Origin of the sequence: Enhydrobacter sp. (assembly GCA_025808875.1) — a bacterium.
In the GTDB taxonomy this organism is placed as follows: domain Bacteria; phylum Pseudomonadota; class Alphaproteobacteria; order Reyranellales; family Reyranellaceae; genus Reyranella.
On sequence record CP075528.1, the window covers coordinates 300,937 to 321,618 of the forward strand.

The following is a 20,682-nucleotide window of genomic DNA, read 5'->3' on the forward strand; positions in this document are numbered from 1 at the left end:
CTGACTTCTGCCCAACATGCATGAACTCCACGGGCTGACCGCCCTCGAACGCCAGGTCGCACGGGAAATCGAGATGACGGCCCATCCGCGCACCGAGTGGATGACGCCGCGGCTCCATCGCGGAAAGACGGCGCTGGACGTCTTGATCGTCGGCGCCGGCCAATCCGGTCTCGTCACGGCATTCGCCCTGATGCGCGACCGCGTGCGCAACATCCTCGTCGTCGACCGCGCTGCCGAGGGCGAGGAGGGGCCGTGGGTGACCTTCGCGCGTATGCCGACCCTGCGCAGCCCGAAGGAGCAGACCGGCCCGGACCTCGGCCTGCCGAGCCTCACCTTCCAGGCGTGGTTCGAGGCGACACGTGGCCCAACCGCCTTCGCCGACCTACATCTGATCGCCAGCGGCGACTGGCAGGACTACCTGCGCTGGTACCGCCGCGTGCTCGGCCTGCCGGTGCGCAATGGAATCGCCGCGACGGCGATCGAGCCGGGATGCCTCGACGATGGCGGGCGCTGTCTTCTTGTCACCCTGTCGACGGGCGAGGTTCTTGCCGCGCGCAAGGTGGTGCTGGCGACCGGCCAGGATGGCACCGGCGAGTGGTGGATGCCCGAGTTCGTTCGGGCGCTTCCGGCAGATCGGCGGGCCCACACTTGCGAGGTCGCGATCGATTTCGATCGGCTGAAGGGCCGCGTCGTCGCGGTACTGGGCGCGGGCGCGTCGGCAATGGACAACGCGGCCGTCGCCCTCGAGCACGGCGCCGCCGAGGTACATCTGTTCAATCGTCGCGCCGAGCCGACGACCGTGCAGCGCTTTCGCTGGCTGACTTTCGCGGGCTTCATGCGGCACATCGGCGAGATGCCCGACGAATGGCGCTGGCGCATCCTCGGCACCATCTTGCGCGGGCGCGAGAACTTTCCCGCCGACACCTACCGTCGCGTCGTCGCCTTTCCAAACTTCCACATGCATGTCGGCCGCCCGTGGACCGATGCGCGCATGGATGAGGGGCGCATCCGCATCGACACGCCGCTCGGTCCGTTCCGCGCGGATTACGCGATCTGCGGCACGGGCGTTCGGCAGGATGTGAAGCTTCGGCCGGAACTGTCGTTGTTCGCCGACAGGATAGCGCTATGGCGCGACCGCTACACGCCGCCGCAGGGCGAAGAGGACGATTTTCTCGGCGCCTTTCCCTACCTGGGCCCCGACTACGCCTTCCTGGAAAAGACCCCGGGCGAGGCGCCGTTCCTCGCCGACATCCACGTCTTCTGCATCGGTTCGACGATGAGCTTCGGACCATCCGGCGCCAGCATCAACGCCATGACCATCGCCGTTCCCAAACTGGTCGCTGGTCTGACGCGCGGCCTCTTCGCCGGCGACCTCGAGCGTCACTGGCAGTCGCTGCTGGCCTACGATGTCCAGCAGGTCGAACTCGATCCCGACCGTCTCATCTTTCCCGATCCATCTCGCTCTCGTGCCAGTGCCGTAGCGCGAGATGGGAAATGAGGTTCAGTAGCAGGAAGATCGCGATGCCGGCCATCGATACCAGCGCGAGTGCGGCGAACATGCGCGGGATCTTGAGCTGGTAGCCGGCCTCGAGGATGCGGAAGGCGAGGCCCGACGCCGTGCCGCCCGTGCCGGCGACGAACTCCGCGACGACGGCGCCGATCAAGGCGAGGCCACCCGAGATGCGCAGGCCGGCCAGGAAGTAAGGTAGCGCCGCCGGCAGTCTCAGGTAGCGCAAGGTCTGCCAGCGGCTCGCGTCGTAGAGACGGAACAGGTCGACGAGATTCCGGTCGGCCGAATTGAGGCCGAGGATGGTGTTCGACAGGATGGGAAAGAACGCCACGATCCAGGCGCAGATCAGCAGGGAGAACAAGGTGTCGTTCACCCAGATGATGATCAGCGGTGCGATCGCCACGATCGGCGTAACCTGCAGGATGATGGCGTAGGGAAAGAGCGAGAGTTCCAGCCATCTCGACTGGGCGAACAGGATCGCCAGCAGGCCGCCCACCACTACGGCGGCGGCGAGCGCGAGGCCCGTGATTTCGAGCGTCACCCAGAGCGAACCTGACAGCGTGCCCCAGTCGGCGACCAGCGTCTTGGCGATCAACCATGGGCCGGGCAGGATGTAGGGCGGTATGCCGGCATGGCGAACCGACGCTTCCCACAGGCCGAGTACGGCGACGCCGACGATGAGGGGTGCGACGACCTTCTGCCAAGCCTCCGTGCGCTCGCGTCCCTCGCTCATGCCACGGACGCCTCGACGAGCCGGGTTGAGACCATCCGGCACAGCGCGCCAAATTCAGCCGACGTCCTGTAGGCAGCGGGTCTCGGCATTGGCGTGTCCGTCGTGATGTCGGCGATCACGCGACCAGGCCGCGCCGCCATCACGACGATGCGCTGCGACAGGTAGGCCGATTCGAATATGGAGTGGGTGACGAATACCACGGTGAAGCGCGCCTGCTGCCAGAGTGCGAGCAAGTCGTCGTTCAGCTTCTGGCGCGTGATCTCGTCGAGCGCAGCAAACGGCTCATCCATCAGCAGGATACGAGGCTGGGTGACCAGCGCGCGGGCTATCGACACGCGCATTCTCATGCCACCCGACAGTTCGCGCGGATAGGCATTGAGGAACGAGCCGAGTCCGACGGCGTCGAGCGTTCGTCGCGCCCGCGCCGCCGCGTCGCGCCCGGGCATTTTCCGCAGCCGAAGCGGCAGCAGGACGTTCTGCTCGGCCGTCGCCCAGGGCATGAGCGTGGCGTCCTGAAAGACGTAGCCCAGATCGGGGCGGTCCTGCGGCCAGTCGATCCGGCCCGATGAGGGCTCGCTGAGCCCTGCGATCATGCGCAGGACGGTGGTCTTGCCGCAGCCCGAGGGTCCCAGAAGACTGACGAACGCGCCGTCCTGGATCTCCAGAGCGACGCCGGTCACGGCTGTGGTGCCCGTCGCATAGCGCTTGGCGACGTCCTGGAGCCGGACGATCGGCCGACGAACCGGCGGTGGGTCGTTGCTGCGCATACGTCGTGTCTCCCGCTCTCTTATTGGACGAGATACCGCCAAAAGTGAACATTTCGTCACCCAGGAACCTCGTTCGACGCTCGCCAAGCCGGTTTGCCGAGTTACAATCCGGCCGCTTCGGCGAGGAGGCCACCATGAACAAGCTTGTCTTGCGTGTGGCGTTTGTCGCGTTGTTTGCGAGCGTGGTTGCGGCTGGTACCGCTTTCGCCCAGAAGTCGGGCGGCACTCTCAAGATCCAGCATATGGACACACCCCCCAGCACCTCGATCCACGAGGAAGCGACGGTGTCTGCGGCAGTACCGTTCATGAGCGTGTTCAATAACCTCGTGATGTTCGACCAGAACGTCGCCAAGAACAGCTTCGACTCCATCGTGCCCGATCTGGCGACCAAATGGAGCTGGAACGGCGACGGGCGTCAGCTGACCTTCACCTTGCGTCAAGGCGTAAAGTGGCACGATGGTGAGCCATTCACCGCCAAGGACGTCGCCTGTACCTTCGATTTGCTCTTGAGTCCGGACAAGCTGCGGCGCAATCCGCGTCGTGCCTGGTACACGAACGTCGAAAAGACCACCGTCGACGGTGACTTTCAGGTCACCGTGCACCTCAAAGAGCCGCAACCTGCGCTGCTTGCCTTGCTGGCATCGGGCTACACCCCGATCTATCCCTGCCATGTGTCGCCGGCCGACATGCGCCGTAAGCCCGTAGGCACCGGTCCTTTCAAGCTCGCCGAATTCAAGATGAAGGAGAGCATCCGGCTGGTGAAGAACGAAGGCTACTGGAAGCAGGGCCGGCCCTATCTCGACGCCATCGAATTCACCATCATCCCGGATCGGTCGACACGCATGCTGGCCTTCATCGCCGGCCGCTTTGACATGACCTTCCCGACCGATGTCACCGTGCCGTTGCTCAAGGACATCCGGAAGGAGGCGCCGCATGCGCAATGTACCCTGCGTGCCACCGGCGTCAGCACCAACCTGATCGTCAATCGCGACGCGCCTCCCTTCGACAACCCGAAGGTCAGGCGCGCCATGGCGTTGGCGCTCGACCGCCAGGCCTTCATAGACATCCTGAGCGAAGGCCAGGCCACCCAAGGAGGGGCGTTGCTGCCACCGCCCGACGGCGTCTGGGGCCTGCCGCCGGAAATGCTGAAGGGCGTCATCGGCCACGGCGACGTCGAGAAGAACCGCGCCGAGGCGCGCCACCTGATGAAGCAGGCGGGCTACGGCGAGGACAAGCGCCTGAAGATCAAGATCAGCACGCGCAACATCGCGCCATTCCGTGATCCGGCCGTGATTCTGATCGACCAGCTCCGCCACATCTTCGTCGACGGCGAGCTCGAGATCATCGACACCGCAGTGTACTACAGCCGCGTCTTCAAGAAGGACTACGTGGTCGCCCTCAACCTGACGGGCGCCGGCGTCGACGATCCCGACGTCGTCTTCCTCGAAGGCTATGCCTGCGGCAGTTTGCGCAACTACAACAACTACTGCAGCGAGGAGATGACCAAGCTTTTCGCCGCGCAGTCGCGTGAAACAGACCAGAAGAAGCGGCAGAAGCTCGTCTGGGAGATCGACCGCAAGCTGCAGGAGGACATCGCGCGGCCGATCATCTCGCACAACAAGGCGGCAGGCTGCTGGCAGCCGCATGTCAAGGGCGTCACCCTGCATGTGAACAGCATCTACAACGGCACGCGCTTCGAAGACGTCTGGATCGACGACAAGAAATAGCAGGCGCGCCGTCAGTTGGCGGCGCGCATCATGTCGACGAGCGTATTGAACCCGACGAACGTCACATAGAGAATGACGGGAGCGATCACCGCGGCGGTCAGCGCATACTCGATGCGCTGCCGCTTGCGGCGGGCCAACAATCGCCTGCTGATGCGCTCCTTGGGAATCTCGTCCGACGCCCATCTCGACCGCGGGCGGCGGTATAGATGCCGCGTGCCGTAGGACCAGCCCAGGAAGGCACCCAGGATCGCGCAAACCAGCAAGGCAACGGTAAAAGTAGGACTCATTCCCCCGTGGGCTCTCCGCGCCGTCTGGCACTGCCGCGCGCCAGTACCCCTACAACCCGAAGGCGACATTGCCAAGTCGCACGTTCGTGAGGCGATATTGTTGGGGTGACAAACAAATCGGATGCAGCGCCAGCGCCTCCCGGCCTACTATTGCGACGGAGACAACGGAGACCATGTCAGCCCTGCGAAGAACTCAGGTCGGCATCATCGGGGCAGGGCCGGCGGGCCTTCTGCTCGCACGGCTGCTGAAGATCGAGGGTATCGACAGCGTGATCCTGGAAGCCCGATCGCGCGACTATGTCGAGGGGCGCATCCGTGCCGGCGTCCTCGAGCAGGGCACGGTGTCGCTGCTCGAGCAGGCCGGCGTCGCCGACCGCCTTCATCGCGAGGGACTCGTTCACGATGGCGTCGAACTCGCCGTACGCGGGTACCGCTTTCGCGTCGACTTCCGCGAGCTCGTCGGCAAGACCGTGACCGTCTACGGTCAGACCGAGGTGACCAAGGACCTCATCGCCGTGCGTCTGGCCGGCGACGGCCCGATCGTGTGGGAAGCGGCGGACGTCACGATCCACGACGTCGGCACGGAGCGGCCGCGACTGACCTATCGTGTCGGCGGAGAGGCGCGTGAACTCACCTGCGACTTCGTCGCCGGATGCGACGGCTATCACGGGGTCAGCCGACCGTCGCTGCCGTCGTCCGTCTTCCGGACCTTCGAGCGCGAGTATCCCTTCGGCTGGCTCGGCATCCTGGCCGAGGTGCCGCCGTGCTCGCACGAACTGATCTATGCCAGCCACGCCCGCGGGTTTGCGCTCGCGTCGATGCGGTCGCCGACCCGCAGCCGCTACTACGTTCAGTGCCGCCTCGACGAGGACATCGACGAATGGCCGGACGAACGGATCTGGGATGAGCTCAAGCTCCGCCTGGGGCCGCAGGCAGCGGCGACTATGACCACCGGCCCGTCGATCGAGAAAAGCATCGCGCCGTTGCGCAGCTTCGTGTCGACACCCATGCAGCACGGCCGCCTGTTCATCGCCGGCGACGCCGCTCACATCGTTCCGCCGACCGGCGCCAAGGGACTGAACCTTGCCGCGTCGGACGTCCACTATCTGCGGCATGCCCTGGTCGCGCACTATCGCCGGGGCGACGGCGCACTGCTCGCCGCCTACGGCGAGACCGCGCTCGCCCGCGTCTGGAAGGCCGAGCGGTTCTCCTGGTGGATGACCAACCTGCTGCACAAGTTGCACGACGAGGCGAGCTTCGAAGCGCGCATGCAGCAGGCCGAGCTCGATTATCTCGCGTCCTCGCGCGCGGCACAGACGGCGTTGGCCGAGAACTACGTCGGCTTGCCGTTCTGAGCGGAGATGCGGCGCAAGGCGTCGCAGAGCCGCCGGCGGTCGTCGGTGCCGAGGACCTGCGAAAACCTCTGGTCGAGGCGGCTGTTGAGCCGGTGCAGGCGCACCATCAGGGCGCTGCCTCTGGGCGTCAGATGAAGCGCATGCGAACGGCGGTCGTTCGCCGCCGGCAGGCGGCGCGCCAGTCCGCGCTCCTCCAGCTTGTCGATCATCGCCACCAGATTGGCCTTCTTGATGCCGAGCGCGTCGCCCAGCTGCGTCTGGCGCAGGCCCGGATTGCGCTCGATCACGGCCAGGACGGAATACTGGCCGGGGCGCAAGCCGACTTCGGCGAAAACCTCGAAGAATCGCTGGAACACGGTGACCTGCGCCCGTCGCAGCAGGTAGCCGATGCTGTCGTCGAGTACGCCGACGTCGATGGCGGCGGACCGGGATGCGACTTGTCCGTTCGCGTGTCTGGCCGAGTCCACGACGCACCCTCCGCTTCGTCGTTGTGAATCATAGCCTAGGAGAGCGAGGCAACGCCGGCAAGGAACGGGCGCATGTCGGTGCGGCGCCGGCCCGGTTCAGCGTCGAACGATCCTGCGAACGACAGCCTCGCACCGCGAACCTCGATCCAGGCCGTCGCGCTATTGACAAGTTTTCGACACGAGCCCGATAGTCGAAGAGCCGCGCGTTTGAGTCCAAGAGCACCGAGTACAAGGCTGTCCTAGGGAGGAACTCATGTTCCGGCAATTCGCGAGGGCCGCCGCCCTCGCTGGCGTCATGTCCGTCGCCGCGTTCACGCCGCTGCAGGCTCAGGACCAGAAGGGTACGCTCGTCTTCGCCGTCGAATCGCTGGGAGCGCAGACCCTCGACCCGATTCTCGAGGGTCGGCCCGGCAACGCCGTCTACCAGGCGGTGATGTACGACTCCCTGGTCGGCTTCAACTTCGAGAAGGGCGGCGTCGGCCCCGGCGTCGCCGAACGCTGGGAACTGTCGCCGGACGGCATGACCTGGACGTTCTTCATCCGGCCCGGCCAGACCTTCCACAACGGCGACAAGCTGACGGCGCACGACGTCAAGTTCAGCCTCGAACGCCAGATGGGGCCGGGGTCGCTCGCCGCCGCGGCGGCGACCATGCGGCGGACGATCAAGAGCGTCGAGGTGGTCGACGACCTGACGGTCAAGGTCCATACGACCAGCCCGCAGATCGGCCTGCCGGCGGGGTTGTCGCGCGCCGTGGCGCCGGAAGGCGCCATCATGCCGAAGAACTACATCGAGAAGGTCGGCGAGGAGGAGTATCGCAAGAAGCCGATCGGCAGCGGCCCGTGGAAGTTCGTGCGCAACGTGCCGGGCGATCGCATCGAGTTCACCGCGGTCACCACGCCGCACTGGCGCGGCCGGCCGCACTTCAAGGATCTGCACATCCTGCTGGTTCCGGAGGAGAGCACCCGCGTGGCAATGGTGCGCACCGGCGAGGCGGCGATCGCCTCGATCGGACCCGAGACCATGCTGGGTGCGTCGCGTGCCGGCCTCGAGGTGCTGTCGGTGCCGGGCACGATGCAGGCGATCTTCCAGTTCTACGGCACCTGGCGGCCGGAGGTGAAGGATCAGCCGATCGCCAAGCCGCGCGTGCGCCAGGCACTGTCGCTTGCGATCGACCGCAAGCAGGTCATCGACCACGTGATGAACGGCAAGGCGCGCACGCCGCATCCCTTCGCGACCTTCGGCTACACCGATTTCTTCAGCGCCGACCGCTGGAGCAAATGGGCGGCCGAGGCCTTTCGCTACGATCCGGCGCTGGCCAGGAAGATCCTCGCGGAGGAGGGATATCCCAACGGCTTCGAGCTCAAGTTCGCCAACACCGCCCTGCCGGGCACCCAGTACATGGTCGACATCGGCACGGCGATCGCCGACATGTGGACCAAGGTGGGCGTGAAGGTGACGCTTAAGCACTACGAGTGGGGCTCGTTCGCGCCGCTCGAGCGCGGCGACCAGGCGCAGCTCACGGGCTGGGCGTCGATGTATCGCACCGCCGGCCGGCCCGATGCGCCATGGCGCTACAACGGCGGCTTCTCGCCCGAGAGCACGCAGCGCCTGCTCGGCGACAAGGACAATTGCGCCGGGCCGTGCAAGGAGTTCGTCGACGTCTATCGCGCGCTCGGCTCGGAGCTGGATCGTGCCAAGCGCACCGCGCTGACCGACAGGATGGTCGAACTGGTCTCCAACACCTGGACGGTGGTCCCCATCATCGAGGGCATGGGCTACTACGCCATCAACACCAAGAAGGTCGGCCAGTTCGAGGCGATCGCCGGCCGGCACGAGCTGGGCGACGTCTTCGAGCGCATCCCGCGGCCCGAGCAGAAGCCCTGGAAGAAGTGAGACCCGCCACGTCATGAAGCGCTACATCGCGCGCCGGCTGATGCAGGGCGCGGTGTTGCTCTGCCTCGTGGCGACGATCGTGTTCTTCCTCGGGCGGCTGACCGGCAATCCGGTCGACCTCATGTTGCCCGAGGACGCCACCGCGGAAGATCGGGCCGCACTCGTTCAGACCCTGGGCCTCGACGGCTCGCTGTTCGATCAGTTCGCCATCTTCGTCGGCAATGCCGTGCAGGGTGACCTCGGCAACTCGATCCGCATGAAGCAGCCGGCCGCCGAGGCCTTCTTCGACCGGCTGCCCAATACGCTGGTGCTCATCCCCTGGGCGATCCTGCTCGGCATGATGCTCGGCATCCCGCTCGGCGTCGTGGCGGCGCTCAACCGTGGCGGCCTCCTCGACAGGGCGGCCGGCACGGTGGCCGTGCTGGGCATCGCCATGCCGAACTTCTGGCTGGGAATCCTGCTGATCTTCTTCTTCAGCGTCGAGCTCGGCTGGCTGCCGTCGGGCCGGATGGGCGGCCCCGAGCACTACGTCCTGCCGGTCATCACCCTCGGCACCTTCCTCGTCGCCGGCTTCATGCGCATCACCCGCTCCTCGATGCTGGAGGTGATGGAAAGCGAGTTCGTCAAGCTCGCCCGCATCAAGGGGTTGAGCGAGAGTGTGGTGATCTGGAAGCACTGCCTGCGCAACGCGCTCATCCCGGTGCTGACCCTGTGGGGCGTCTTCGTCGGCAACCTCATCACCGGCGCGATCGTCACCGAGACGGTGTTCGCCTGGCCAGGCGTCGGCCGGCTCACCTACGAGGCCGTCATCTATCGCGACTTCCCGCTGCTGCAGGCCGTGATCATCCTGAAGTCCATCCTCATCCTCACCATCAACCTCGGCGTCGACATCCTCTATGCCTACGTCGACCCGCGCATCAGGCTGGCCTGACCGTGGCGCTCGCCGAACGTCCGCCCTCGCCCGAAACCGTCGCGCCGCGGCTGTCGCTGTGGCGCCTCGTCTGGCCGGCGCGGGTACCCGCGTTCGGGCGCCGCGCCGCGCGCGTGCCCTGGGTGCCGATCGCCATCATCGCCACGATCGTGGTGATGGCGCTGTTCGCGCCGCTGCTGGCGCCCCATTCGCCGATCGACCAGACCCTGCGCGACCGGCTGCTGCCGCCGGCGTGGATGGAGGGCGGCAGCACGAAGTACCTGCTCGGCACCGACGCTTTCGGGCGCGACACCCTGAGCCGGCTGATCTACGGCGCCAGAGTCAGCCTGCTGGTCGCCCTGCTGGCGCTGACCGCGGGCGGCGGCGTCGGCCTAGTCATCGGCATCGTCGCCGGCTATGTCGGCGGCGTGGTCGACGGCATCCTGATGCGCCTGGTCGACGCCGCCTTCACCTTCCCGGCGATCCTCTTCGCCCTGCTGCTCGCGGTGACGCTCGGGCAGGGCATGGGCACGCTGGTGACGGCCATCAGCCTGCTGCTGTGGGCGAGCTTCGCCCGCGTCATCCGCGGCGAGGTGCTGGCGCTGCGCCAGCGCGACTTCGTGGCGCTCGCCAAGGTGCGCGGCTGCTCGTCGCTGCGCATCATGGCGACCCACATCCTGCCCAACGTCCTCAACACCTTCATGGTGCTGGTCACGCTCAACATCGGCGTCGTCATCATCGCCGAGGCCTCGCTCAGCTTCCTCGGCGCCGGCATCCCGCCGCCCACCCCGACCTGGGGCCTGATGATCTCGGAAGGCCGCGGCCGCATCGCCGACGCCTGGTGGGTGGCACTGATCCCGGGCATCGCCATCACGCTCCTCGTCCTGTCGGTCAACCTGTTCGGCGACTGGCTGCGCGACCGGCTCGATCCGAGGTTGCGCCAGCTGTGAGCGCCGACACGGTCCTCGACGTCCGCAACCTGCACACGCACTTCTTCCTGCGGCGGGGCGTGGTCAAGGCGGTCGATGGCGTGAGCTTCTCGCTGCGGCGCGGCGAGGTGCTCGGCCTGGTCGGCGAATCGGGCTGCGGCAAGAGCCTGACCGCGCTGTCGGTGATGCGCCTGCTGCCCAAGGGCGCGGCGCGCACGGTCGAGGGCGAGGTGCTGCTGGGCGGCGAGGACATCCTGCGGCGCTCGCCCGCCGAGATGCGCGAGATCCGCGGCAGGCGCATCTCGATGGTGCTGCAGGATCCGCAGACGTCGCTCAACCCCGTGTTCTCGGTCGGCGACCAGCTGCGCGAGGCGATCGTGCGCCGACGAAGCGGCGCCAGCCTGTCGGAGGTGATGAAGGAGGCGGTGGCGGCGCTGCGCCGGGTCGAGATCGCCGCGCCCGAGCAGCGCATCGGCCAGTATCCCCACCAGATGAGCGGCGGCATGAAGCAGCGCGTGGTCGGCGCCATCGCCATCAGCGGCCGGCCCGAGGTGCTGATCGCCGACGAGCCGACGACGGCGCTCGACGTCACCATCCAGCTCCAGTACCTCAAGCTGCTGAAGCGCCTGCAGGCCGAGACCGGCATGGCGATCCTGTTCATCACCCACGATTTCGGCGTCGTCGGCCGCATGTGCGACCGCGTGGCGGTGATGTATGCCGGGCGCATCGTCGAGTGCGGCCCGGTGCAGCGGATCTTCGAGGCGCCGCAGCATCCCTACACCCGCGCCCTGATCGCGTCGGTGCCGAGGATGACCGGCAGCGCCGGCCGCCTCACCACCATTGACGGCCAGCCGCCGTCGCTGATGGACCTGCCGGCCGGCTGCCGCTTCGCCTCGCGCTGCGCCCTGGTCGAGCCGCGCTGCCTCGAGGCGTATCCCGGCACGGTGACGGTGGGCGACGCCCACACCGCCGACTGCTGGAAGGTCGGCGCGTCGTGACCGGCGGGCCGCTGCTGCGCGTCGAGGGCGTGCGCAAGCACTTTCCCCTGCTCAAGGGCATCCTGTTCGCCCGCGTGCTCGGCCAGATCAAGGCGGTCGACGACGTCTCCTTCGAGATCGAGGCCGGCAAGACGGTCGGCCTGGTCGGCGAATCGGGCTGCGGCAAGACCACGACCTCGCGCATCATCCTCAACCTCGACGAGCCGACGGAGGGCCGCGTCCTGCTCGAGGGCGAGCCGATCCACGGCCTCGACGGCGAGGCGCTGCGCGCCTACCGCGCCAAGGTCCAGGCGGTGTTCCAGGATCCATGGTCGTCGCTCAATCCGCGCATGAAGGTCGGCCGCATCGTCGCCGAGTCGCTGATCGTCAACGGCTGGGGCGACCGCGAGAGCATCGCCGGGCGCGTGCGCGAGCTGCTGCAACAGGTCGGCCTGCGCCCCGAGCAGGCCGAGCAGTATCCGCACGAGTTCAGCGGCGGCCAGCGCCAGCGCATCGCGCTCGCCGCCGCGCTCGCCTCGCGGCCCAAGCTGATCGTGCTCGATGAGCCCGTCTCGGCGCTCGACGTGTCGATCCGCGCCCAGATGATGAACCTGCTGAAAGACATCCAGGCGCAGGACAACGTCGCCTACCTGCTGGTCGCGCACGACCTCGCCACGGTGCGCCACATGGCCGACCACACCGTCGTCATGTATCTCGGCAAGATCGTCGAGAAGGCGCCGACCGCGTCGCTGTTCGAGGACGTGCGCCATCCCTACACGAAGGCGCTGTTCTCGGCCGTGCTGGTGGCCTGGCCCGGCCGCAGCGCGGAGGAGATCGAGCTGCGCGGCGAGGTGCCGTCGCCGCTCAATCCGCCGCACGGCTGCCACTTCCATCCGCGCTGCCCGTGGGCGATGCCGCGTTGCAGCCGGCAGGAGCCGGCGCTGCGCGAGGTATCGCCCGGCCACTTCGTCTCCTGCCACCTGTTCGACAACGCTTGAGTAGAGGAACGCGTCATGTCCCAGCCGCACGGTCCGCTCCACGGTGTGAAGGTGGTGTCCTGCTCCACCGCGCAGGCCGGCACCGTTCCCTACATGCTGATGGCCGACCTCGGCGCCGACGTGATCAAGATCGAGACCCCCAGGGGCGGCGACGGCTCGCGGCGCATGACCGTCCTGCCCGGCATGCCCAGCACCTTCTTCGAAACCAACAACCGCGGCGTGAAGAGCGTGACCTTGAACCTCAAGGAGGCCGAGGGCCGCGCCATCCTGCACGAGCTGGTCGCGCGCGCCGACATCTTCGGCCAGAACTTCCGCCCCGGCGCCGCCGAGAAGAACGGCTTCGGCTGGGAGGAGTTGCGCAAGGTCAACCCCAGGCTGGTCTACGTCTCGATCTCGGGCTACGGCACGCGCGGCCCCAACGGCCACCTGCCGGGCACCGATTCGATGGCCCAGGCGCTCGGCGGCATCGCCGAGGCCTACGCCCAGCCCGGCCAGCCGATGCGCACCGGCATCGCCTCGGTGGCCGACGAATCGACGGCCATGCTGGCCTTCGGCGGCGCGCTCGCGGCGCTCACCCATGCGCGCGCCACCGGCCAGGGCCAGAAGATCGAGCTGTCGCTGCTCGGCTCGCTGGTGCGCCTGATGGGCTGGACCTTCACCACCACCATGTGGCGCGACCGGAACCCCGTCACCGGCCAGGCGCGCGTCACCGGCACCGCCGAGCGGCCGGGCATCAGCGCCTCGTTCAACGACCGCGACGGCAAGCCGCTGGTCTTCCAGCTCACCGGCCCGGAGAACTGGAGCGACGCCATGACCGCGCTCGGCTTCATGCCGAGGCTCAAGCAGGCCGGCTTCGAGAAGCTCGGTGTCATAATCGACAACGACGCCAGGAGGATCGAGCTGCTGGCCCTGCTCGACGAGCTGTTCGCGACGGGCGCGCGCGACGACTGGGTGGCCAAGCTGCGCGGCGCCGACATCGTCTCGGCGCCGATCAACACCATGCTCGAGGCGTCGAACGATCCCGACGTGATCGCCAACGGCTACGTCACCCACGTCGACTATCCCAAGTACGGCCGCAAGCTCAAGGTCCACGGCACGCCCTGGCAGTTCTCCGAGACGCCGGCCCGGCCCGGCATCGCGCCGGAGCTCGGCGAGCACAACGACGCGGTGCTGGGCGAGCTCGGCTACGGCCCGGACCGGATCGGCGAGCTGCGCCGGCGCGGCGTCATCTGACATCGACGCCCGTCAGCCCTCGGCGATCAGGCGGGCCAGCGCCTCGGGCTCGGTCAGCATCGGATAGTGGCCGGTGTCGAGCTCGTGCCAGCGGCCGTTCAGGCGCTCCGCCGCGCGGCGCTGGTGGGCGCGCGGCGGGTTGGCGCTGCGCCTGCACCAGATCACCGAGGCGTCCCACGCCAGGTCCCAGAAGCGCTCGAGCCGCACCGGCGCCTCCATGGCGGCGATCGGATGGGGCGTGCAGCGGTCGAGCGCCCACGCCTTGGTCGCCGGGTCGAGGTCGGCGAACAGGCGCGTCTCGAAATCGTGGCGCGACGGCCCGGTGGTCAGCTCGGTGTTCACCGCCGTCGGCCGCTTGACGATGTCGGGCAGCGCCTCGCCGTCGAGCAGGGCGAGCGCGTCGGCGAAGACCACGCGGGCGACGCGCTCGCGCGCCAGCTCGGCGGCGCGCGCCATCACCATGCCGCCGGTGCTGGTGCCAGCGAGGACGACGTCCTTCAGGTCGCGGTAGAACAGCAGCAGGGCGATCTCGGCGGCGTGCGTCTCGGTGGTGATGCCGGCGCGCACCTGGTCCTTGCGCTCGGCGCAGCCGTCCAGCGTGGGCGCCAGCACGAGATGGCCCCGTGCGCGCAGGCGTTCGGCGACCCGGTTCCAGATCCAGCCGCCCTGGTAGGCCCCGTGGATCAGCACGAAGGTGGTCATTGCCCGCCGCCTTTCACCGTCACGCCCGCCAGGCGCTCGAACACCTTCACGATCGCCGCCCCGTCCTGCTTGTTGAGCCCTTCGGCGCGCGCCATCTGGTAGACCTGCTGCGTCAGGTTGGCGAGCAGCAGCGGCACGCCCAGCCGCTTGGCGAAGGCGGTCTCCAGCTCCTGGTCCTTGTAGGAGATGTCGACCGTGCCGCCCGGCGCGAAGTCGCCGGCCAGGATGCGCGGCACGCGCATCTCCCAGGCGGCGCTGGCGCCGGTCGAGACGCGCACCACCTCGTAGATCGTCTGCGGATCGAGCCCCGCCTTGACGCCCAGCACCAGGGCCTCGGCCACCGCCACGGTGTTGACCTGGACCAGCATGTTGTTGACCAGCTTCATGGCGAGCCCGCTGCCGAGCGGGCCGACATGGAAGGTCCGGTTGCCCATCGCCGCGAACAGGTCGGCGCATCTGGCGAGCGCGTCGGCGCTGCCGCCGACGATCACCGACAGCTCGCCCGAGCGGGCGCGCGCCGTGCCGCCGCTCACCGGCGCGTCGAGCATGGCGATGTCGACCGCCGCCAGCCGGTCGGCGATGGCCTGCGCGGCGAACGGGTCGATGGTCGCCATGCAGGCGACGACGTGGCCGGGCTTCGCGCCGCGGATGATGCCGTGCCCGCCGATGGTCACCGCCTCGACCTGCTCGGTGGTCTCGACGATGACGACCGTGCGCTCGGCCGCGGCGGCGACCTGCTCGGCCGAGCCGGCGACCGCGGCGCCGGCCGCGCGCAGCGGCCCGGTCTTCGCCGCGTCGATGTCGTGGACCACCAGCTCGAACCCCGCCTTCGCGAGGTTGAGCGCCATCGGCCCGCCCATGGCGCCGAGCCCGATGAATCCGACCTTGCCGGCCATGTTCCCTCCCTGACGGCGACGGGACGCCGCCTTCACCGATGGCCGATGTAGCGCCCTTTGCCGCCGCTGTCCCATCCGCAGCCGTGCCCCATGCAGCCGCCCGCCTTCATTTTCCTCTCCCCCGACAGGGGGAGAGGCGAGGAGAGGGGGCGAGCCGCCCCAACAGGTTGGGTCGCCCGAATTAAAAAACGGGAATCAATTCGCCCCGCGTCCAGATGTAGCGACGAGGGGTGCCCACACTCCTTTCCCGCGGCGGCGAAACTGGACCAAATTTTCCGGCGTTCGACCCGGTAGCGCACTGGCGGAGACTGCGGGAACCAGCCGGAGGGGCGGAACCGGCGCCCGCGAAGGCGAAAAGGCCGCTGCAGAAACTGCAGGAACTGCCGTAACCCCATCCGGCCGGGTCGCCCCCTCCGCTGGAGAGGGACATTGCCTGTACACGAACGTCTTGCCCGTGGCGGAAAGGCCGGAAAGGCCGGGAAGTCCCCTGCCGGGTCGCCGGCGGCCGCCATCGTATGACGTCGAACGAAAATCGGCCGGCGGAAATACCGCAAATACCGGAAACTCCCCGGCGCCACTTGGGATCGAGCAAGGCCATTGCCCTGTATGGCATATCGTATGAGTTCGTACAAGCATCTTGTCATCCGCACAGATGTCAGCGTCCCACCTTCGTCCGCTCCTGGTTGAGCTCAAACAAGCGCCGTTCGGGCGGCCCTGCGGGCCGAAATAATCGTTCCGATCTCGGGGGGCGCTGCCCTCGTCCTCGTCGTGCGACGTGTGCGCTACCGGAGGGCGCCCTGCGCCGCCATCTTGCATACGTGGTCTGCGCAATGCACCCGAACACAACTGAAGGCCTCGCCGTCTGCCGGATTCGGGGACATCTCCCTTCGGTGGCATTCATTGCATCGGCCCGGAGACGACGGCCCGATGGGCCTCGTCCCCCGCTACACCCCGCCGGTGACGTCGATGGTGAGGCCGGTGACGAAGTCGGCGTCCTCGGAGGCGAGGAAGCAGATCACGCGGGCCTGGTCGACCGCCTCGGCGACGCGGCGCAGCGGCGTGCGCTCGATCTCCTCCGCTTGTGCCGCCTGCGAGCGCTTCTCCCAGTGCGGCCGGATGCGCTCGGTCAGGGTGACGCTGGGCGCGATCGCGTTGACGTTGATGCCGTCGGGCCCGAGCTCGTGGGCGAGCTTGCGGGTGAAGGCGATGATGCCGCCCTTGGCCGCGGCATAGGCGCTCGAGCTGTTGAAGCTCAGCCCGCGGCCGGCGATCGAGGCGAGGTTGACGATCTTGCCGGCGCGCTGGCGCTTCATCGCGGGGATCACGGCGTGGCAGCACAGGAACGTGCCGTCGAGGTTGAAGGCGATCAGCTTCTGCCAGTCGGCGAGGCTCAGCCTGTCGGTGGTCGCCGTCGGATCGTCGATCACCGTGCTGCCGCCGACGGCGTTGACCAGGATGTCGATCCGGCCGTGATCGCGCAGCGTGTCGGCCACCAGCCGGTCGACCTGCGCCGCGTCGAGGGCGTCGACCTGGCGGCCCTCGACCCGGCCGACCGAGCCGCCGATCTCGCGGCGCAGCGCCGGCACGGCCTCGGCCAGCCGGCCCTCGTGGTTGTCGGCGGCGATCACCGTGGCGCCCTCGCGCGCCATGATGGCGGCGGTGGCGCGGCCGATGCCGTTGGCCGCCGCCGTGATCAGCGCCACCTTGTTGGTGAACCGCATGCCCCGCGCCGCGCCGTCACTTCACCGAATCGAGGGTCGGCAGGCGGTAGCGGTCCTGCGGATCGTTCCAGCCCTTGAAGTCGGGCTTGCGCTTCTCGGCGAAGGCGGCGCGCGATTCCATCAGGTCGCTCTTGGCGCCGTGCTCGTGCAGCGCCCTGGCGAGCTTCTCCTGCTGCGCCGTCGGCGCGGGCCGCATCTGGCGCATCATGTGCACGGTGTTGACCCGCGACGCCGGCGGCAGGCTAAGCAGGTGCTCGGCCATCGCCAGCGCCTCCGGCATCAGCCGGTCGGCCGGCACCAGCCGGTTGAGGAAGCCGATCTCGTGGAAGCGCTGCGCGGTGAAGCGGAAGCCGAGCGCCATCTCCATGGCGACCGGGTAGGGCAGGTTGGCGATGTGGCCGTGATTGTAGCCGCCGAGCAGCCAGCGCTTGGCCTCGGAGACCTCGAACACCGCCTCCGGCACGGCGAGCCGGAGGTCGGTGCGCTCGACCAGCATGAAGCCGCCGCCCATGGCGAAGCCGTTGACCGCGGCGATCACCGGCTTCTCGAGCGTGCCGGCCATGAACGGGTCTTCCCTGGCCGGCCGCTTGCCGCCCGGCGTGCCCGACTGCAGCGATTCCTTCATGTCCTCGCCGGCGCAGAAGCCGCGTCCGGCGCCGGTGAAGATGGCGACCTCGAGCTCCTTGCTGTGGCGGAAGTCCGACCAGATCTCGGCGAGCTCGCTGCGCATCTCGTGGTTGAGGGCGTTGAGGCGCTCGGGGCGGTTCATCCGCACCACCAGCACCTGTCCGTGACGTTCGGTTTCGACGACGGCCATGGTCTCGGTTTCCTCCTCGGTTGCCGGGCAGGCTGACCGAGCGGGACGGCAAAGGCAACCCGCGCGACGAGGGCTGCCATGCGGCCCGCGCGGGTGCTATCCACGGCGGATGCAGACCGTGCCCCTGCGGGACAGACTCCAGCGACTCTATTTCGGCGGCGACCGCGAGGCGCGCCGCTTCCGCTACGGGCTGGTGGCGTTCGACGTCGTCACCATCGCGGCCTTTCTCGTCTCGTCGACGGTCGGCGTGCGGGGCTGGGTGGTGGCGCTCGACCTCGCCCTGGCGGTGCTGCTGTCGGTCGAGTTCGCCGCCCGGCTCTATGCCGAGCCGTCGCGCCGCAAGGCGCTGCTGAGCTTCGTCGCGGTCGCCGACATCGTCGTCATCGCCACCCTGCTGCTGCCGCTGTTCGTCGAGAACCTCGCCTTCCTGCGCATCGCCCGCGCGCTCCGGCTGCTGCGCTCCTACCACCTGCTGCGCGACCTGCGGCGCGATTCGCCGTGGTTCCGCGGCCACGAGGACATCATCCAGCGCACGGTCAATCTCGGCGTCTTCATCTTCATCGTCACGTCGCTGGTGTTCGTCACCCAGCACAACATCAACCCGCAGATCGTCACCTACGTCGACGCGCTCTATTTCACCATCACCACGCTGACCACCACCGGCTTCGGCGACATCACGCTCACCGGGCCGGGCGGCCGCATCCTCGCCGTCGTCATCATGGTGGTCGGCGTCGGCCTGTTCCTGCGCCTGCTGCAGGCGATCTTCCGGCCGAGCAAGGTCCACCACGAATGCCCCGACTGCGGCCTGCTGGTGCACGATGCGGACGCCGTCCATTGCAAGCATTGCGGACGGGTGCTGCACATCGAGACCGAGGGGGTTGGCTGACGCCGAGGCTTGCCACGATCCGGAACGATGTCCGGCAGGTCAGGCACCCGCCCGTTCACGGTGGAAATACGTGACGTTCACGCGCTTCGAGGCCCTGAAGTACCAGATGAGAAGGGCAATGTGGACGAGGCCGAGAATCCCGGCACCGATCACGAACGAGCGCATCCCGGCGGCGACCACGAAGGGCGTCCAAAGCAGATTGAACGCTCCGAGCGCGATGACGACATAGAGCCAGGTGACGACGTACTTCGGAAAGCGGCGATCCCTGGTGAAGCCGAGATAGGCGAGACAGGCGCCGATCAAGCCGCCAACCGCGGAGACGACGATGTAGAGCGGCGTATAGGCGCCGTATATGGCCGCCGTTTCGGAATAGGTCAGCAGGCCATAGAGCACGTTGAGCGCTCCCAACGCCAAGAGGACCAGGACGACCAGGAGCCAGCCCTTCACTCCGTAGAGTGGATGCGCCTTGGCTTCGTCGATGCTGAGCTGCTTCCACTCCCGCATGTCTCTTCTCCTTGCCAGGCCAGTCCCTGCCCTGCCGGCGTCGCCACGGCCTTGAGTGGGGGCCCTCGCGAGCCGAGGCTCCAGCCTTGCAAGAATCGAGAAACCTGGGAAATTGGCAAGCCGTTTCAAGAGGTTGCAAAGCATCTGCAAGGTAGCTAACCCTTGGCGCACTCGCTGTGAAATCTGGTGTCGAGAGTGCGATGCAAGGCAAGTTCAGCAAGTGCGTGGAGTGGCACACCCTGTTCGACGCGCTGTGCCTGGAGCGCGGCCATCTCGACAACAGCCGGCTCGCCAGCGCCTATTGCAGCTTCACCAGAAAGAGCACGCAGAGCTCCTACGAGACGGCGCTGAAGAACCTCAACAACTGGCGGCAGGGGGTGCATGCGCCGAGCCGCCGCAATTTCCGCATCCTCACCCTGCTGCTCGAGGTCGAGGGCATGGACGGCGAGGTGCAGGAGCTCTGGAACCGACTCTACGGCGACGTGCAGCGGCGCCGGCCGGCCGTCGAGGAGGAGGGCAACGCGGAGGAGGGCGACGCGGGGGACGCCGCCGATCCGCCGTCCGCCACCACCGGCACGTCCGGGCGCCGGTCGGGCTGGAAGCCGGCGATCGCCGCCGCCGTGCTGCTGCTTGGCGCGGCGAGCTTCGTCGGGTTGACCGTCGCCGAGGACTGGTGGCGTCCCGTCGACGCCTCCAAGCTGCCGGGCGCGCCGAGGATCGACATGACCGGGCAGCACATCTTCAACCGCGAGCTCACCGTCCTCAAGGTGGGCGAATCGGCCGTCATCCACGGCAAGCGCGGGCGGTGTGCCGAGCAGCCGGTGTCGTGGGAGGAGACGTTCCAGGGTTTGCCGAACCTGTCGACGGGCGTCTGGTCGAACGGCGGCGTCGGCTATCGCGTCAGCCGCTCCTGCGGCGGCCCGACGCCGGCGCGCGCGGTGGTGTTCACCGCCACCCGGCCGGGAGAGGACCGCTTCATGCTCTACGAGGATCCGGTGGTCATCCGGGTCGAGCCGGCGGAGGCGCCGCCGGTCGCCGATGCCGGGCCGGCCGGCCCGACGGCGATCGACAGGGCGGGACAGCCGGTTGCCTGGCAGCCGTCGGTCGTCGCCAAGGTGGGCGAGGCGATCGTCGTTCACGGCAAGCGCGGGCGATGCGGCGAGCCGCCACCGTCCTGGGAAGAGGTCGCGGGCGAACTGCCGACGCTCTCGATCGGCGCGTGGTCGGACGGCGGCGTCGGCCATCGCTACAGCGACGCCTGCGGCGGCGACACGCCGGTGCGGGCGGTCGTGTTCACTGCCACGCGTGCCGGCCAGCAGCGGCTGCGTCTCTTCGGTGACCCGGTCGACATCCGGGTCGAGCCGTAGGT

The 20,682-nt window shown here is 68.1% G+C and carries 20 protein-coding genes; 11 read left to right on the top strand and 9 right to left on the bottom strand.

From position 1 onward, the window contains the following. Positions 1–16 precede the first annotated feature (16 nt). Complete coding sequence (locus KIT25_01400; protein ID UYN95631.1) at positions 17–1,498, top strand: NAD(P)/FAD-dependent oxidoreductase; 1,482 nt, start codon at positions 17–19, stop codon at positions 1,496–1,498. Here KIT25_01400 and KIT25_01405 read toward each other — a convergent pair. Both KIT25_01405 and KIT25_01410 read right to left on the bottom strand, forming a co-directional pair. Further along, a complete protein-coding gene (locus tag KIT25_01405; GenBank protein UYN95632.1) occupies positions 1,440–2,243 on the bottom strand; it encodes an ABC transporter permease in 804 nt (267 codons plus the stop codon). The genes KIT25_01400 and KIT25_01405 overlap by 59 nt on opposite strands. Then, entirely contained in the window at positions 2,240–3,010 is a 771-nt protein-coding gene (locus KIT25_01410; protein ID UYN95633.1) for an ABC transporter ATP-binding protein, read from the bottom strand. Before KIT25_01410 ends, KIT25_01405 begins: the two co-directional genes overlap by 4 nt. 134 nt (positions 3,011–3,144) lie before the next feature. Between KIT25_01410 and KIT25_01415 the strand changes: the two genes are divergently transcribed. Next, on the top strand, positions 3,145–4,737 hold the full coding sequence (locus KIT25_01415; GenBank protein ID UYN95634.1) for an ABC transporter substrate-binding protein: 1,593 nt from the start codon (positions 3,145–3,147) through the stop codon (positions 4,735–4,737). Between the two features lie 11 nt (positions 4,738–4,748). Here KIT25_01415 and KIT25_01420 read toward each other — a convergent pair whose 3' ends face one another. Further along, entirely contained in the window at positions 4,749–5,024 is a 276-nt protein-coding gene (locus tag KIT25_01420; GenBank protein UYN95635.1) for a hypothetical protein, read from the bottom strand. 173 nt (positions 5,025–5,197) lie between these two features. Here KIT25_01420 and pobA point away from each other — a divergent pair, with 173 nt between their 5' ends. Beyond that, complete coding sequence (gene pobA / locus KIT25_01425; protein UYN95636.1) at positions 5,198–6,379, top strand: 4-hydroxybenzoate 3-monooxygenase; 1,182 nt, start codon at positions 5,198–5,200, stop codon at positions 6,377–6,379. Here the strand turns inward: pobA and KIT25_01430 are convergent. Continuing rightward, positions 6,358–6,846 carry a MarR family transcriptional regulator gene (locus KIT25_01430; protein ID UYN95637.1) on the bottom strand — a complete coding sequence of 163 codons (489 nt, stop codon included), beginning with the start codon at positions 6,844–6,846 and terminating at the stop codon, positions 6,358–6,360. The genes pobA and KIT25_01430 overlap by 22 nt on opposite strands. Positions 6,847–7,099: 253 nt before the next feature. On the opposite strand from KIT25_01430, the gene KIT25_01435 reads away from it, so the two are divergent. The 6 genes from KIT25_01435 to KIT25_01460 are packed head-to-tail and all read left to right on the top strand — an operon-like array spanning position 7,100 to position 13,787. After that, positions 7,100–8,740, top strand: coding sequence for an ABC transporter substrate-binding protein (locus KIT25_01435; GenBank protein ID UYN95638.1), 1,641 nt, complete (start codon positions 7,100–7,102; stop codon positions 8,738–8,740). Between the two features lie 13 nt (positions 8,741–8,753). Next, complete coding sequence (locus KIT25_01440; protein ID UYN95639.1) at positions 8,754–9,671, top strand: ABC transporter permease; 918 nt, start codon at positions 8,754–8,756, stop codon at positions 9,669–9,671. A 2-nt stretch (positions 9,672–9,673) separates the two neighbouring features. Further along, positions 9,674–10,600 (top strand): ABC transporter permease, encoded by a 927-nt coding sequence (locus KIT25_01445; GenBank protein UYN95640.1) that lies wholly within the window; start codon positions 9,674–9,676, stop codon positions 10,598–10,600. After that, entirely contained in the window at positions 10,597–11,577 is a 981-nt protein-coding gene (locus KIT25_01450; GenBank protein UYN95641.1) for an ABC transporter ATP-binding protein, read from the top strand. Before KIT25_01445 ends, KIT25_01450 begins: the two co-directional genes overlap by 4 nt. Then, a complete protein-coding gene (locus tag KIT25_01455; protein ID UYN95642.1) occupies positions 11,574–12,554 on the top strand; it encodes an ATP-binding cassette domain-containing protein in 981 nt (326 codons plus the stop codon). The genes KIT25_01450 and KIT25_01455 overlap by 4 nt, the downstream gene beginning before the upstream one ends. A gap of 15 nt (positions 12,555–12,569) precedes the next feature. Beyond that, the gene (locus tag KIT25_01460) at positions 12,570–13,787 is read left to right on the top strand and encodes a CoA transferase (GenBank protein UYN95643.1); all 1,218 of its coding nucleotides are present in this window, start codon (positions 12,570–12,572) and stop codon (positions 13,785–13,787) included. Between the two features lie 12 nt (positions 13,788–13,799). Here KIT25_01460 and KIT25_01465 read toward each other — a convergent pair whose 3' ends face one another. From KIT25_01465 to KIT25_01480, 4 genes are all read right to left on the bottom strand, one after another. Next, positions 13,800–14,489, bottom strand: a complete 690-nt coding sequence (locus tag KIT25_01465; protein UYN95644.1) for an alpha/beta hydrolase — start codon at positions 14,487–14,489, stop codon at positions 13,800–13,802. Then, positions 14,486–15,385 carry an NAD(P)-dependent oxidoreductase gene (locus tag KIT25_01470; protein UYN95645.1) on the bottom strand — a complete coding sequence of 300 codons (900 nt, stop codon included), beginning with the start codon at positions 15,383–15,385 and terminating at the stop codon, positions 14,486–14,488. The genes KIT25_01465 and KIT25_01470 overlap by 4 nt, the downstream gene beginning before the upstream one ends. A gap of 944 nt (positions 15,386–16,329) precedes the next feature. After that, complete coding sequence (locus KIT25_01475) at positions 16,330–17,106, bottom strand: SDR family oxidoreductase (protein ID UYN95646.1); 777 nt, start codon at positions 17,104–17,106, stop codon at positions 16,330–16,332. Between the two features lie 16 nt (positions 17,107–17,122). Beyond that, a complete protein-coding gene (locus KIT25_01480) occupies positions 17,123–17,923 on the bottom strand; it encodes an enoyl-CoA hydratase/isomerase family protein (GenBank protein ID UYN95647.1) in 801 nt (266 codons plus the stop codon). 109 nt (positions 17,924–18,032) lie between these two features. On the opposite strand from KIT25_01480, the gene KIT25_01485 reads away from it, so the two are divergent. Further along, complete coding sequence (locus tag KIT25_01485) at positions 18,033–18,809, top strand: two pore domain potassium channel family protein (protein UYN95648.1); 777 nt, start codon at positions 18,033–18,035, stop codon at positions 18,807–18,809. 39 nt (positions 18,810–18,848) lie between these two features. Here the strand turns inward: KIT25_01485 and KIT25_01490 are convergent, their stop codons facing one another. Beyond that, a complete protein-coding gene (locus KIT25_01490; protein ID UYN95649.1) occupies positions 18,849–19,313 on the bottom strand; it encodes a DUF2569 family protein in 465 nt (154 codons plus the stop codon). Positions 19,314–19,513: 200 nt separating this feature from the next. On the opposite strand from KIT25_01490, the gene KIT25_01495 reads away from it, so the two are divergent. Next, positions 19,514–20,680: a hypothetical protein gene (locus KIT25_01495; GenBank protein UYN95650.1), complete on the top strand. Its 1,167-nt coding sequence runs from the start codon at positions 19,514–19,516 to the stop codon at positions 20,678–20,680. The last annotated feature ends 2 nt before the right edge of the window (positions 20,681–20,682 follow it).

Coding starts and splice junctions, on each gene's coding strand:
- KIT25_01400 (UYN95631.1), top strand. CDS start 17: ATGCATGAACTCCACGGGCTGACCGCCCTCGAACGCCAGGTCGCACGG.
- KIT25_01405 (UYN95632.1), bottom strand. CDS start 2,243: ATGAGCGAGGGACGCGAGCGCACGGAGGCTTGGCAGAAGGTCGTCGCA.
- KIT25_01410 (UYN95633.1), bottom strand. CDS start 3,010: ATGCGCAGCAACGACCCACCGCCGGTTCGTCGGCCGATCGTCCGGCTC.
- KIT25_01415 (UYN95634.1), top strand. CDS start 3,145: ATGAACAAGCTTGTCTTGCGTGTGGCGTTTGTCGCGTTGTTTGCGAGC.
- KIT25_01420 (UYN95635.1), bottom strand. CDS start 5,024: ATGAGTCCTACTTTTACCGTTGCCTTGCTGGTTTGCGCGATCCTGGGT.
- pobA (UYN95636.1), top strand. CDS start 5,198: ATGTCAGCCCTGCGAAGAACTCAGGTCGGCATCATCGGGGCAGGGCCG.
- KIT25_01435 (UYN95638.1), top strand. CDS start 7,100: ATGTTCCGGCAATTCGCGAGGGCCGCCGCCCTCGCTGGCGTCATGTCC.
- KIT25_01440 (UYN95639.1), top strand. CDS start 8,754: ATGAAGCGCTACATCGCGCGCCGGCTGATGCAGGGCGCGGTGTTGCTC.
- KIT25_01460 (UYN95643.1), top strand. CDS start 12,570: ATGTCCCAGCCGCACGGTCCGCTCCACGGTGTGAAGGTGGTGTCCTGC.
- KIT25_01465 (UYN95644.1), bottom strand. CDS start 14,489: ATGACCACCTTCGTGCTGATCCACGGGGCCTACCAGGGCGGCTGGATC.
- KIT25_01470 (UYN95645.1), bottom strand. CDS start 15,385: ATGGCCGGCAAGGTCGGATTCATCGGGCTCGGCGCCATGGGCGGGCCG.
- KIT25_01475 (UYN95646.1), bottom strand. CDS start 17,106: ATGCGGTTCACCAACAAGGTGGCGCTGATCACGGCGGCGGCCAACGGC.
- KIT25_01480 (UYN95647.1), bottom strand. CDS start 17,923: ATGGCCGTCGTCGAAACCGAACGTCACGGACAGGTGCTGGTGGTGCGG.
- KIT25_01485 (UYN95648.1), top strand. CDS start 18,033: ATGCAGACCGTGCCCCTGCGGGACAGACTCCAGCGACTCTATTTCGGC.
- KIT25_01490 (UYN95649.1), bottom strand. CDS start 19,313: ATGCGGGAGTGGAAGCAGCTCAGCATCGACGAAGCCAAGGCGCATCCA.
- KIT25_01495 (UYN95650.1), top strand. CDS start 19,514: ATGCAAGGCAAGTTCAGCAAGTGCGTGGAGTGGCACACCCTGTTCGAC.